This is a genomic window from Psychroserpens ponticola (assembly GCF_023556315.2).
Classification (GTDB): domain Bacteria; phylum Bacteroidota; class Bacteroidia; order Flavobacteriales; family Flavobacteriaceae; genus Psychroserpens; species Psychroserpens ponticola.
On the sequence record NZ_CP116221.1, the window covers coordinates 3742420 to 3755928 of the forward strand.

Consider the following 13509-nt stretch of genomic DNA (forward strand, 5'->3'; position numbering starts at 1 on the left):
TTCACTAATTTAAGTTATTAATCACAAGCTTAAATTTATTTTTTGATGATTTTATCAATTCGTTTTCTTCAATGTAGTTGAATGAAAAAGGCGTATCGTTTCCTATTCTATCAATAATATTACTACGAATCAACGTTTCATCTTTATCAGAATAATCTATAGCTTTTACAATATTTACTATAAATGATTCTTGAGTATTTTGAATTATTTGAGCAAATCTAATATTATTTACACCTTTAAAAACCAAATCCATTCTACCTATCTTTGTACCATCTTTAGTAAGCAAATAATCGTCAATTCTCCCAGTTATTTCTTTTATAACAGTTTTGTTAGACGTTGTGTCTAAAACAACGGAATCATTCACAAAATACCTAATTAAAGGGAAGCTCTTATTGATTAGATTTGTTGTAATAATGGCGTCTTCTTTATACTCGTTTATAGAATATAATTTAGGTTCAATATAATTGGAGCTATTAGGTTCTTGAATAAGTGAAATGGTTCGTTCTGCATTTCCATACCTATCATAAATCTTGGTATTTAAAACCCTTTCTATTTTCTCTCTTTGATAGGAATAGAGTGTTTCTGAAGATGTAAATACTACTGGAATATTTAGTTCTTCATTTTTTTCTAAAAGTAAATTTGATAGCATCTCAAGAGAACTTGGATACGCTAAAATAGCATTAGGTTGAAATTCTTTAATTGCTTTAATATATGTATCTATATGTTTTCGATTTAAATTAAAACTAGATAAATATAATGTATTTGCATAGGTATCAAATCGTTTGATAGTGTTCTTATCTAGAACACCTCTTAGTGAGACTACTTTTTGACCAAAAAAATGACCTGCTTTATTTCTGAAAATCTCATTATAAGAAGCTTCGTTTAAAACACATCCTAAATCATAATAAACTTTTAATGGTGAACCAGAAGTTCCGCTAGTATAACTCGTGTATTTTATTTTATTGCCTATATAAACATCATCGATATGATTTTTTATATCTGATTTTGTTACAATGGGTAGTTTAAGTACATCCGCTTTATTTTGAATTTGATTTAAGTTAACGCCATGCTTATTATAAAAATCTTTATAAAATTTAGATTTATGATACGCATTATGGATGTGAGTTATTAGTTTTTCATTTTCAAGATGTTCTAATTCATTTTGTGACAAATCTTGATATGATTTAACCAAATTAAGTTGTTTCTTAAAAAAGTAGCCGTACTTAATTTGATTTAATATGTAATTTTTAATACTACTCATAAAATTTAGTCTAAAAAGAATAGATATCTTTTAAGTTAGAAATCACATTTTCTGGGAAATAGTCTTCAACTATTTTATACGAATTCTTTCCATGTGTTTTAATAACTTCTCTATTATTAATATAATATTTTAAAGCCTCTTCGATTTCGGTTTCATTTCCGGGATTAACTATTTTCCCATTATAGTTGTCCTCTAAAATTTGAGGAATTCCACCAACATTAGTAGATATAATTGGCATGGAATAACTCATTGCTTCTAACAAAGATATTGGCAACCCTTCATTATAAGAAGGCAATATCATAATGTCAGACTTTTGGAGTATGTCTGTTTTTTTCTCTCCAGAAACCCATCCAACATATTTTATAAGTTCATCTAATTTTTCCTCTTTTATAAAATTATGCATTCTAGAAATTTCACCATCACCTCCAATAATAAATTGTATTTTATCTTTAAAAAATGATTTGTTATTGCTTATTACATTTAATAAATCAAATGTTCCTTTTCTTTCTCCAATTCGACCTAAGAAGACAACTGTTATGATTTCATAAACCTCTTTCTTTTGTTCATTTACTCTTTTTACGATATTATTAAGGACATATATTTTAGGATGAATAAATGTTGTTTCAAAGTATTCTTTCCATTCTTTAGATAATACAATTATAACATCGCTATTGCTAATCATGGCATCAATTTTAGCTTTAACAAACGCATTCGAATTATCATAAAACAAGTGAAATTCTGCACCATGTATATGATACACCAATTTTTTTGAAAACAATTTTTTTCCAATGTAATAAAAACAATATTTTCTATAAAAACTCCCTCTTGAGGCTCCGTGAATATGAATCGTTTTAATTTCTTTATTTACGATTAAGTATAGACAAAAGACAACTAAGGTTATAGGCAACAACATAAAATTCAACCATTTATTGGTAACATATGCTGATGGTAAAAAATTAAAGTCTTTTATGTTTAACTCGTATTGTTTAAGCACACTTGAAATACCGCCTTTCCTCCTTTTATAGTTAGGAGCAACAAACAAAACGCTTTTGAAAAAATTTGTTTTTACCATCTTATTATTAATGCTAAAACACTCAAAACTAAAGTTGCCAAAAACAAAAGTCTGATTAATTGAATTATTTGATTATTGATTTTAACCTTGCTTTGAGGGTTAAAAATAAATATCATAACCAAAACAAAATATACTAATTTAGGGTCTACGGGAAAATTTCCTGCTCTTACACTCCATAATAGATTAAAGAAAAAAGCAATGTAGAGAATTTTATAAAAAAGAGAGGCTGAATCTCTAAATTTAAGGTAAAGTTTTTTAGACATATACCCTATAATAAATGGTAACATTAAACTAAAGTACCCAAAATCCATATAATAACTATAAGGGATTGCCGCAGATTGTGCGGTTCGAGCTTTAGGATTAAATTCTTTCTGTAAATACGTCGCTCCATGATCTTTATAATTTGGAATAAATAGAGATAAATAGATTCCGAAAGTATATTTACCATAGAGCTTTTGACCATCGAGTTCATTTACAGTATATGCTCCAAATTTCTGTGATCCAGTAAGATCTCCATGTATTACCCATCCAACAACTTCTGCTGTAGACATGGTTTTGGTTTTGTTTAAATGGTCTTTTCCTCCATGTCGCCTTATTTGTATCCAACCTATTAAAAATAGTAAAAGCATGGAAGAAAAAACTACTTTTCTAAATGTTTTTACACTAATCTCTCTATGTTTAACATACAGAATTACGGCGCCTAAAATTGTAAAAACAATTGGTGACCTTTCAGCAAATAAGATATTTAATGCAATTGAAATTATAAACTGTACGAGGTAAAGGCTATTATTTCTAGTGAGATAAAAATAATATGCAACTATTCCTAGTAATGAAATGGCTTTAGTGGGAAAATCAACAAAACCACCTAATTTTGCCAATCTAATCCTCATGTGTCCAGAATCAGCAAACATTGGTGTTCCTCCAATGTAAACAAATTTCAATATGAAAAACAAAGCACATATAAAATATATAATATGAAATAGGTTTATTGTTTTTAATGAAATCTCTTTCGCTGAAAATTCAACTTTAGATTTAGATGTTGAATAGCCTAAAAAATAAAAAAAGATATAAAATACATAAAGCCAAAAATACTCAGTCGTATACCCTAACATTGTATGCCTCCACCCTAAACCATTAGGGATAAAAGCTAAAACACTAATTAGTACAAAAAATACAATATAAGAATGAGGATGATATATGTATTTTAACCATTTCATTTTGAAAAAGATTTAAAACTAACCCATGTTTTTATGTTCATTTTATGATATAAATATAAAGCTCCTAAAACATTCCATGTCATCATACCAAGTGCACTTGCGACAGCAACTCCTTCTAAACTATAGAAGTTTACTAAAACAACGCTTAAAATGAGATTTATGACCAATGCTATGCTAATAAAGTTTTGTAGTTTTACTTGTTTACCTGTCATTTGAAAAACAGGACCAACAGGGCCAGTTATAGCATTTGTTAATTGAGCAATCAGTAAAATTCTTAGCACTGTTTTGCCTTTAATATACTCTTCACCAAATATAGTTAGAACTAATTCTGGAAAACAAAAAATCAATAGAAATATTGGTAAGCTACTTAAAAAAATAATCTTAGAGGAAAACCGAACCGTTTCTTTTAATTCTTTTTGTTGCTTATTTTTATAATACGTTGCTATTTTTGGAGTTACAATTGTAGCAACAGCACTATAAATAAATGAAACAATTGCTGCAAGTTTGATAGCTGTACTATATATACCTATGTTTTCTTCTGAAACATAAAATCCTAAAACAAAAACATCACTCCAACCCATAATCATTACAATGGCAGAAGATATCATCATTGGGTAAGATTCTAAAATAATAAACTTATTGGTAAATGACTTATCTAAAGAAACGGATTTGTTTTTAAACCTAATGATAACATGCGAAAATATTGTAGTAGATACTAAAAACAAGCCTAGTAAATAGCTAATTATAGGAGCTTCTATGGTTTGTATTGAAACCAAATAAAAAACTAAAATAATTAAAAAAGGTAATAAGAATTTTAATAGATGAAAATAGATTCCAAAAGTTGTTGTTTCCTTTTCACCTTTAAAATAATTGCTTGATACATCTAATATTGATAAAAAAGGGATGGCAATTGCAGCAATTTTAATACTGTTTTCTACATTAGGTTTATCATACATTAATGCTATTAATGGAGCGCATAAAAAAATAATTAAACCAACTAAAACGGAACTTATAAATGTGACTCTTAAGGATTTAAAAAAAATTGCTTTCTTCTCGCTTATATCGACTGAATTAGCAATCCATTTTACCAAAGCGGTCTCTATTCCTAGTTTGGAAATCATATTTCCAATAGATAAAAATAAGAAGGCTATTGCAAAAACACCTTGTGTATAGGGTCCATACTTATTGGCTAAAATCCAAGTGAATAAAAACCCAAAGACGTAACCAATACCACGAATAAAAAACACTTTTATTCCTTTTCCTAGTATTTCTTTTTTATTTGTATTGAGAAAACTGTTCACTCTTTAATTGTGATTTTTTCTAATAATATTAAAGATGAAATAACAGTTAAGTTATACAATCATTCCTGCGGCTACAGTTTCATTTGTAGCATCATCAACCAAAATAATACTTCCTGTAGTTCTATTCTCTCTATATGAATCAACCATTAAAGGTTTAGTAGTGCGTATTTTAACCTTACAAATATCATTCATATTAAGCTCTTTATCATCGTTAATGCGATCTAGAGTATTAATATTGTATTTGTAAACGACTTCTTTAATCATTGCTTTTTGATCATTAGACGTGTGTTTTATAGTGTATTTAGCTCTTGGTTTTGCAGCATCGTTATTTAGCCAACATAACATGACTTCAATATCTTGAGAAGGTTCAGGTTTGTTATTAGAACGAACAATCATATCACCACGACTTATATCAATATCGTCTTCTAATGTAATAGATATAGACATTGGTGCAAAAGCTTCTTCTAATGATTTATCTAAACTATCTAAACTTTTAATTTTAGAAGTAAAACCTGATGGTAATACTGTTATCTCATCTCCTTTTCTAAAAATACCACTTGCAACACGACCTGCATATCCTCTATAATCAATAAAACCTTCACGTTGTGGTCTTAAAACGGTTTGCACTGGAAACCTAGCGTCAACTTTATTTATATCGCTACTGATATGCATGGTCTCTAAGGTATGCAACATTGGAGCTCCTTGATACCAAGGCATATTTTTCGATTTATTAACAACATTGTCTCCATTTAAAGCACTCATAGGAATAAAACGAACATCTGTTACCAACATTTTCGAAGAAATATCTTCAAACTCTCTAACAATCTTATTATAAACGTCTTCAGAATACGCTACCAAATCCATTTTATTAATACATACAATGATATGAGGTATTTGTAATAAGGAAGCTATAAATGCATGTCTTTTGGTTTGTTCTATAACACCATGTCTTGCATCTATTAAAATAGTTGCAACATTTGCTGTAGACGCTCCTGTTACCATATTACGTGTATATTGTATATGTCCTGGAGTATCTGCAATAATAAATTTACGCTTTGGTGTTGTGAAATATCTATAAGCCACATCAATAGTAATACCTTGCTCACGCTCATCGCGTAAACCATCAGTAAATAAGGCTAAATCGACACCTTCATGACCTTTCTTTTTACTTGTGTTTGTTATTGCTTCTAATTGGTCTTCAAATATGGACTTAGAATCATATAATAAACGACCTATTAAAGTACTCTTTCCATCATCTACACTTCCTGCTGTTGTAAAACGTAATAATTGATTATTATCTACCATTGTTTACTTTTTATTAAATAGATTCCTATTTTAAAAGGAATTAAAAATTTGTGATTTTTAGAAATAACCTTGACGCTTACGATCTTCCATTGCAGATTCTGAACGCTTATCATCACTTCTATTTCCTCTTTCTGTGTTTCGCATTCCCGCAACTTCTGTGGCAATTTTTTCTAAAGTATCAGCTTCAGATTCGTCACCTCCAGTAATTGTAATGTCTCCTAAGGTTCTAAAACGGATTTTTTTAGTGACGACCTCTTCGTGCTCTTCTAATACTAAAAATTCTGAATTTGGAATCCATGTGTTTTGTCTCCAAACCACTTCGCGTTCATGTGCAAAATATAAAGAAGGGATTTCTATGTTTTCACGTTTTATGTAATTCCACACATCCATTTCTGTCCAATTACTAATAGGGAAAGCTCTAAAATGTTCACCTTCAAAATGTTTTCCGTTGAAAATATTCCAAAGCTCAGGTCTTTGATTTTTTGGATCCCATTGCCCAAAATCATCTCTATGTGAAAAAAAGCGCTCTTTCGCTCTTGCTTTTTCTTCATCACGTCTTCCACCTCCAATAGCACAATCAATTTTATTAGATTCTATAGCATCTAATAAGGTTGTAATTTGTAAAGCGTTACGCGTAGCATTTTTTCCTTTTTCTTCAGCTACTCTTCCATCATCAATAGATTCTTGAACTGAACCAACAATAAGTTTTACGCCTAAATCTTTAATAATATCATCCCTAAACTGAATTGTTTCAGGGAAATTATGTCCAGTATCTACATGCATTAAAGGAAATGGTATTTTAGAAGGGTAAAATGCTTTTTTAGCTAAATGTGTTACTAAAATAGAATCTTTACCACCAGAAAATAAAATCACTGGATTCTCAAATTGAGCCCATACTTCCCTTAGTATAAATATAGCTTCACTTTCTAATTCGTCTAAATAATTTAAATAATATTTGCTCATTTATTTTTTGTCTTCGAATAATATGTCTTTTATTATTACGGTTCCTAAACGCTTTGATTTCTTGTAATTTTTTCTTAGGTAAATATAAACATCAAGGCTATCAAAATATCTAATTTTATCAATTTTTCTTTGTAATATAATGTAATTATTATTTTGCTTTGTTGTTAGTCTTGGGTGCAAAGAAGCCTCAAATGGTTTTTGAGGACTTTCATTACTATAGCCTATTAGCCCTATACTGTAATAGTCTATTATTTTATTGGTGGTGTGGTCACCAAGTTTAAACACAAAACCATGATTTCCATTAGGCATTTTCTTCATTCCAAAACCTTCAATTTTGAAATTACCATTTAATAAAACATCTAATTTTCTATAGTCTAATAATTTTTGGTCATAATCATTTAATATGTCTTTAGATATTTCAGATTCGGTTATTTCTGAACTATTCTTTGTTTCGTTCTTACAATTAAAACACAGAAGATTTAAAATAATTAGGATTAAAATATAGTTTTTCATTTGCTTAATTTAAGCTTAGGCTCTATACATTTTAAAATCTTAGCTACAGCCTCATCTATGTTTTCTGTTTCTGTCTTTACTTCTATCTGCGGATTATCTGGCGCTTCATATGGAGCAGAAATGCCTGTCATATTTTTTATTTCACCTGCTCTCGCTTTTTTATATAGTCCTTTTACATCTCTACGTTCACACTCTTCTATACTAGTGTTTACATAAACTTCGACAAAGTTAATATCTTTAACGATATTTTTAATATTCTCTCTGTCTTTTTTATATGGTGAAACAAATGCTGCAAGAACAACTATGCCTGCATCTACCATAAGATTTGCTACTTCGGCAATTCTACGAATGTTTTCTGTTCTGTCTTCGGGCGAAAAAGTTAAATCGTTATTAATTCCTTTTCGAATGTTATCACCATCTAATGCATACGTTTTTACACCTTTTTTGAATAATGCGTTTTCAACAGCATTAGCAATTGTAGATTTGCCTGATCCTGATAAGCCTGTAAACCAAATTAAAAATGAGTTGTGCTTGTTTAGAGTTCTTCTGTCTTGAGAAGAAATATTATAATTGTGTAAAAAAAGGTCTTTCTTCATGAAATTATTTATTAATTAAAAAAATAACGTCTTAATATAAAGTAATATTATTCAAAATAATATTGTTCCCGTATCTTTCTTTGTAGACACCTTGATTATATAAAAAAATCCGTAATGATTTAATGTGTTTTACTTTTGAGTTTAGTGTTCGAATTACATATTTATGATTATTATAACTTTCTAACTTTGGGATAAAATCCCAACTAATATAATTTTTATTTTTTTGCAATAAGTGCTTATCAGAATCCTTTGGTTTTATATGCATTCCTAAGGTATACTTATTTAGATCTTCATTAATGGCTTCATCATTAAACTTAATGGCAATTTTATATATACTGTCATTTAGTTTGAAAAAACCTACCGATTCTACTTTAATATCATCAATTAATATTTGATTTATATCAAAACTAAACTCAAGTTCTTCCAGTCCTTGATTTAGGTGATGAGTAACAATATCTGTACATGAAAAAAGTATGAAGAAGGAAAATAACATGAGTATTATTTTTCCTTTTTTTAACCTAAAATAATGCTTCTTATTAATCATAAGGCATTCTTTATTTAGATTTATGCCGATCTGAAAGGCCGTAATTAATTTTATACCAAGCTCTTTCGTGAAAATAATATAAAATCATTTTAGTGACAACTTCTGCGAACCCTATTTTTAATCCTGTAAGTGGGTTTCCAGAAATAATCCAGGCAATAATCATTGTATCTATGGTGCCTATTAATCTCCATGTAAATGTTTTTACAATATGTCGTTTTCTGCTTTCCAAAACCACACCTTCTCTTGAGAAGTTAATTTTAAACCAAGCACGTTCATGAAAATAATATAATAGCATTTTTGTAATGACCTCAACCATGCCAATTTTTAAACCTATCGTTGCATCACCTGAAATAATCCATGACAATAATATCGTGTCAAAGGTTCCTATTATTCTCCAAGTAATTGTTTTGGCAATATGTCTTTTATGAGATTGGTCTTTCATTACTTAGATACAACAAACCATGGGTTTAAAAGGTTCTCTTTGTTATATAATAAAGGCTCATTGGTTTCTTTAGAAATCACTTGTATTCCTAAGGCATTACAAATGGCGTGACCTGCAGCAGTATCCCATTCCATTGTGGGAGCAAAACGAGGATATACATCTGCATTCCCTTCTGCGACTAGGCAAAATTTTAATGAACTTCCTTTTGATACTATTTTCACATCTTTTCCTGATGCTTTCAGATTCTCAATAAAATCTAAGGTTTCTTGGCTCATGTGCGAACGGCTTCCAACAACCTGAATAGCCTCACCAGTTTCTAGTTTAGGCTCTAAAGGTATTGCCTTAGCAAAGACTTCATCAATAGTTGTATCATGAGAATCTAAAATTACTTTTAGTGCTAACCCTTGATCAACATCTGCAAAATAAAGTGTTTTGGTTACAGGAACATATATAACTCCCATTTTAGGAAATCCTTCTTTTGTTAATGCAATATTGACTGTAAATTCACCATTTCTTTTGATAAATTCTTTAGTGCCATCAACAGGATCAACAATCCAACATGTATCCCAATGTTTACGTGTAGAGAAGTTGGTTTGCTTATTCTCTTCACTAATAATTGGGATCTTAGTGTCAATTAAAAACGAATTAATTATTGTGTTTGCATTTTTATCTGCAATAGTTAAGGGTGAATTATCCTCTTTTATTTCGACATCAAAGTTTGTGTCGTAGACCTCCATTATTGCTTGTCCTGCTTTGAGACTTGCTTCAACTGCTATTTTTAATAACTCTTTATTTGTCATGTTTCCAAACTTTTAATTATTAAACACCTTATTGTATATTGAAACTAATTTTTCACTCTCAAAATCCCATGAAAGTTCATTAATAACCCTATTATAACCATATTCTCCCATTTCATTTCTTTGAGATTCATTATCTAATAACAACATAACTTTTTCAGCAAAATCAATAGGATCGGTATTATTTGCATAAAGTGATGATTTTTGGGCAGAGAACTTACCTTCTTTTAAAGTGTATTGAACAATGGGCTTTTTTAATGCCATGTACTCCATTATTTTGTTCATTGTAGACAAGTCATTCATTGCTGTTGGCTTATCAGGATTTACACAAATATCTGCAGTATTTAAAACATCAAGCATGGTTTGGTCATCTACTCTTCCATAAAAATCAAATGCTTCAGAAAGATTCATATCTATTGCCATTTTCTTTATCTCTTCTAAGTGAGTGCCTCCTCCAACAATACCAAAATGAACATCATCTCTTTTAGATAAAATATAATTAGCAGACTCTAACAAAAGGTCTAATCCTTCCTGTTCTCCAATAACTCCAATGTACCCAATTAGGTATTTCTTTCCTTTCTTAAGTTCGTTTTTTGGCTCTAAAATTCTTAATCGATCTAACTTTGGTCCACTTCTAACCACTTGAACATTTTCAGGCTTCATATTACCTCGTTCTACAGCAATTTTTTTATAAGACTCATTGGTAGCTATTGAATATTTAGCAGTTTTAAACGTTAGTTTTTCAAAGAGTACCATCAACTTATAGAAAAACCCTTTCTTTTCAAATTTAGATATGTAAAGTTCTGGATTTATGTCATGGTGATCAAATATATACTTGACACCAAAAGGTTTAAAAAACAAGGAGGTAATGAATATCAAATCTGGTGGATTACAGCCATGAATCACATGAAAACGTTTTTTAAAAAAGATTTTCCAGCTTAAAACGAATTCCCAAAAGATGGCTTGACTATATTCTATTAAATATCCTAAAGCACCTTTACCCTCTCTTAATGGATGTCTATAAATTTCAATATCATCTATAAGTTCATAGCTCTTTTCGTAGCCTTTCATTTTAGGACAAATAATAGAAACCTTAGCTCCATTTTCCTTTAAGGTTGTTGCTTCTTGCCAAACTCTTCTATCAAAAGGAGCTGGTAGATTTTCAATAACGATTAATATGTGTTTACCAGCAAATTCCAATATAATTGTCTTTTGAAGTTTTTTCTTTATCGACTCTAACAAAGTCAATAACAATTTTTTCTTTAGAAATAGTTGGAACTATTTTAGCAAATTCTTTTGCTCCGTTTCCAATTACAATTACATCTGAATTGTCTATTACTTCTTGGACATCTTGCTTTAGTAATTTATATATATGTGGTATGTGGCTATTAATATAGTCTTTATTTTTCCCTAATAATGAAGAGAGATGTACATTACTGTCGTATACTTTTAAATCATATCCTTTGCCGATTAAAGTCTCGATAACATCTACAATTGGGCTTTCTCTTAAATCATCAGTTCCTGATTTAAATGCAAATCCAAGAAATCCTACTTTCTTCTTTCCTGTATTATAAATTAAATCAAGACCTCTTTCAATTTGATAAAAATTACTTTTTAAAAGACTTGATAGTAAAGGTGTTTTTAAGTCTAAATTCTTTGCGATTTGTGTTAATCCTCTGACGTCTTTTGGGAGACAAGATCCTCCAAAAGCGAAACCAGGTTTTAAATAGTAAGGTGATAAATTAAGTTTTGTGTCTTTAGAAACAATGTCCATCACAACATGTCCATCAACATTATTTTCTTTACAAATATTACCTATTTCGTTAGCAAAAGTAATTTTCATTGCGTGAAAATTATTATTTGCATATTTAATCATTTCTGCTTCTTCTGGTTTGATGTAATGAATTGGAGCATCAATTGAACTATAAAGATCTGACATTACTGCTTCACTTATTTTACTATTAGTTCCAACCACTGTATAAGGTGGATTGACAAAATCAAACATCGCAGTCCCTTCTCTTAAAAACTCAGGGTTTGAGACAACACCAAAATCTACATCATGCGTTTTTCCTGAAATATCTTCTATTATTTCTTGGCAAGCTTTAAGTGTTCCTACTTTTACAGTGCTTCTAATAACTATCGTGTGAAAGGTATCTTTATCTTTTATGACTTCAGCAATTTGCTTAACCACTTCATATATGTAACCCAAATTTATTGAGCCGTTAGACAAGCTGGGCGTACCTACACAAACAAAAGAAATATCTGAATTTAAAACGGCTTCTTTATAATTTTTAGTTGCAGTTAACAACTTATTTTCAACCGATTCATTTATTTGTTCTTCTAAACCCTGTTCTATTATTGTCGATTTGCCTTGATTTACTAGATCTACTTTGATTTTATCGACATCCACTCCAATGACTTTATGTTTGTCCTTAGAGAAGCATGCACAACACACAACGCCTACATAACCTAATCCAAATATGCTTATTTTCATTAATTGTAAACTATATAATTAAACATCCTTGTAAAATAATACTTTAAGTTTTTTGCATCAATTTTACTTGAAGTCTGCAAAGATAATGTTTCTTTTAATCTTATTCTGTTTCCATCAAATAAAAAGCCTGTGTTTAATGGTTTGTCTGTGTCTAATTTCGTTTTTAAATCAGATAAATCTAAATTTAGGTCTTTACTGATGCTGTTTATCGTCTGTTGACTGTTCTCAATTATATCTTTATAATTTACAATGCTGACATTGTGGCCATTGACTTTTAATAGCTTTACAATATACCTACACAATAAATTAACAAATAAATAATAAACATTGGCCGCAAAAAACCCTTTAGATGGCTGTTCAATATGTTTTTTTTGAAAAGACTGAACAACTTTTACCGGATCTTTCTTTAAATAAATGTATTTAATTTGATACTGATCTCTAGATAAAATTCTTGAGATATTTAAAGCTCGTAATGGGTATTTTGATGATTCAATTAAAATATTTTCACTTGTTTTTAAATACAGTGAATTGTACAGTGTTGTTAATATTTCACTGTATTCTTTATCATTTTTATTAAAAATGACTTTAAAGGCATGGGAATGGTATTCGTTTTTTTTAAAAACTTTTGACACATACGAATACTTGTATTCATTATGTTTTTTTGTTACCTCTTTATTTATGGCTTCCCAAAACAAATGAACTTGCGAATTTAGATCCCTTTTTGGTGGATTTCCTTTTCTTTTAAAGAATCTATTAATCTCACCTAAACTAATTGAATTGGTATTATTTCCTAAAATTATGTCAAGCAAAGTGGTTCCGCTTCTTCCGGCTCCAATGATATAAATCAACGTCTTTTCACTCATAAATTTTAGGGCTAATCTTTTATATGTTGAACTCTTGGTTTAATTTAACTGATTTATAAATGTAGTATAATTATTAGTTTTACAGTAACACATTTGTAATTAAGATTTAAAATATAATTTATAAAAAATATAGGTTAATTA

At 29.4% G+C, this 13509-nt stretch carries 14 protein-coding genes; all 14 read right to left on the bottom strand.

Going from position 1 to position 13509, the window contains the following annotated elements; genetic code table 11:
• Nucleotides 1-4: 4 nt before the first annotated feature.
• A complete protein-coding gene (locus MUN68_RS16455) occupies nt 5-1261 on the bottom strand; it encodes a phenylacetate--CoA ligase family protein (protein ID WP_249992907.1) in 1257 nt (418 codons plus the stop codon).
• Nucleotides 1262-1271: 10 nt separating this feature from the next.
• Nucleotides 1272-2333, bottom strand: coding sequence for a glycosyltransferase family 4 protein (locus tag MUN68_RS16460; protein WP_249992905.1), 1062 nt, complete (start codon nt 2331-2333; stop codon nt 1272-1274).
• The gene (locus MUN68_RS16465) at nt 2327-3550 is read right to left on the bottom strand and encodes an O-antigen polymerase (protein ID WP_249992903.1); all 1224 of its coding nucleotides are present in this window, start codon (nt 3548-3550) and stop codon (nt 2327-2329) included. Before MUN68_RS16465 ends, MUN68_RS16460 begins: the two co-directional genes overlap by 7 nt.
• Nucleotides 3547-4851, bottom strand: a complete 1305-nt coding sequence (locus MUN68_RS16470) for a flippase (protein WP_249992901.1) — start codon at nt 4849-4851, stop codon at nt 3547-3549. Before MUN68_RS16470 ends, MUN68_RS16465 begins: the two co-directional genes overlap by 4 nt.
• 51 nt (nt 4852-4902) lie before the next feature.
• Nucleotides 4903-6156, bottom strand: a complete 1254-nt coding sequence (locus MUN68_RS16475; RefSeq protein ID WP_249992899.1) for a sulfate adenylyltransferase subunit 1 — start codon at nt 6154-6156, stop codon at nt 4903-4905.
• A gap of 57 nt (nt 6157-6213) precedes the next feature.
• Nucleotides 6214-7119 (bottom strand): sulfate adenylyltransferase subunit CysD, encoded by a 906-nt coding sequence (gene cysD / locus MUN68_RS16480; RefSeq protein ID WP_249992896.1) that lies wholly within the window; start codon nt 7117-7119, stop codon nt 6214-6216.
• Nucleotides 7120-7632: a hypothetical protein gene (locus MUN68_RS16485; protein ID WP_249992894.1), complete on the bottom strand. Its 513-nt coding sequence runs from the start codon at nt 7630-7632 to the stop codon at nt 7120-7122.
• Entirely contained in the window at nt 7629-8228 is a 600-nt protein-coding gene (gene cysC / locus MUN68_RS16490; protein WP_249992891.1) for an adenylyl-sulfate kinase, read from the bottom strand. The genes MUN68_RS16485 and cysC overlap by 4 nt, the downstream gene beginning before the upstream one ends.
• A gap of 31 nt (nt 8229-8259) precedes the next feature.
• Nucleotides 8260-8721 carry a hypothetical protein gene (locus MUN68_RS16495; RefSeq protein WP_249992889.1) on the bottom strand — a complete coding sequence of 154 codons (462 nt, stop codon included), beginning with the start codon at nt 8719-8721 and terminating at the stop codon, nt 8260-8262.
• Between the two features lie 61 nt (nt 8722-8782).
• On the bottom strand, nt 8783-9214 hold the full coding sequence (locus MUN68_RS16500) for a DUF2061 domain-containing protein (protein ID WP_249992887.1): 432 nt from the start codon (nt 9212-9214) through the stop codon (nt 8783-8785).
• Entirely contained in the window at nt 9214-10014 is an 801-nt protein-coding gene (gene cysQ, locus MUN68_RS16505; RefSeq protein ID WP_249992885.1) for a 3'(2'),5'-bisphosphate nucleotidase CysQ, read from the bottom strand. The genes MUN68_RS16500 and cysQ overlap by 1 nt, the downstream gene beginning before the upstream one ends.
• 12 nt (nt 10015-10026) lie before the next feature.
• Nucleotides 10027-11211 carry a glycosyltransferase family 4 protein gene (locus MUN68_RS16510; protein ID WP_249992883.1) on the bottom strand — a complete coding sequence of 395 codons (1185 nt, stop codon included), beginning with the start codon at nt 11209-11211 and terminating at the stop codon, nt 10027-10029.
• Nucleotides 11195-12505, bottom strand: coding sequence for a nucleotide sugar dehydrogenase (locus MUN68_RS16515; RefSeq protein ID WP_249992880.1), 1311 nt, complete (start codon nt 12503-12505; stop codon nt 11195-11197). The genes MUN68_RS16510 and MUN68_RS16515 overlap by 17 nt, the downstream gene beginning before the upstream one ends.
• Nucleotides 12505-13368, bottom strand: coding sequence for a sulfotransferase (locus MUN68_RS16520; protein WP_249992878.1), 864 nt, complete (start codon nt 13366-13368; stop codon nt 12505-12507). Before MUN68_RS16520 ends, MUN68_RS16515 begins: the two co-directional genes overlap by 1 nt.
• Nucleotides 13369-13509 lie beyond the last annotated feature (141 nt).

Bases quoted from the DNA above. Each gene is read 5' to 3' on its own strand.
- MUN68_RS16485 (WP_249992894.1), bottom strand. From the start codon at position 7,632: ATGAAAAACTATATTTTAATCCTAATTATTTTAAATCTTCTGTGTTTT.
- MUN68_RS16460 (WP_249992905.1), bottom strand. From the start codon at position 2,333: ATGGTAAAAACAAATTTTTTCAAAAGCGTTTTGTTTGTTGCTCCTAAC.
- MUN68_RS16455 (WP_249992907.1), bottom strand. From the start codon at position 1,261: ATGAGTAGTATTAAAAATTACATATTAAATCAAATTAAGTACGGCTAC.
- MUN68_RS16515 (WP_249992880.1), bottom strand. From the start codon at position 12,505: ATGAAAATAAGCATATTTGGATTAGGTTATGTAGGCGTTGTGTGTTGT.
- cysD (WP_249992896.1), bottom strand. From the start codon at position 7,119: ATGAGCAAATATTATTTAAATTATTTAGACGAATTAGAAAGTGAAGCT.
- MUN68_RS16465 (WP_249992903.1), bottom strand. From the start codon at position 3,550: ATGAAATGGTTAAAATACATATATCATCCTCATTCTTATATTGTATTT.
- cysC (WP_249992891.1), bottom strand. From the start codon at position 8,228: ATGAAGAAAGACCTTTTTTTACACAATTATAATATTTCTTCTCAAGAC.
- cysQ (WP_249992885.1), bottom strand. From the start codon at position 10,014: ATGACAAATAAAGAGTTATTAAAAATAGCAGTTGAAGCAAGTCTCAAA.
- MUN68_RS16495 (WP_249992889.1), bottom strand. From the start codon at position 8,721: ATGTTATTTTCCTTCTTCATACTTTTTTCATGTACAGATATTGTTACT.
- MUN68_RS16500 (WP_249992887.1), bottom strand. From the start codon at position 9,214: ATGAAAGACCAATCTCATAAAAGACATATTGCCAAAACAATTACTTGG.
- MUN68_RS16475 (WP_249992899.1), bottom strand. From the start codon at position 6,156: ATGGTAGATAATAATCAATTATTACGTTTTACAACAGCAGGAAGTGTA.
- MUN68_RS16520 (WP_249992878.1), bottom strand. From the start codon at position 13,368: ATGAGTGAAAAGACGTTGATTTATATCATTGGAGCCGGAAGAAGCGGA.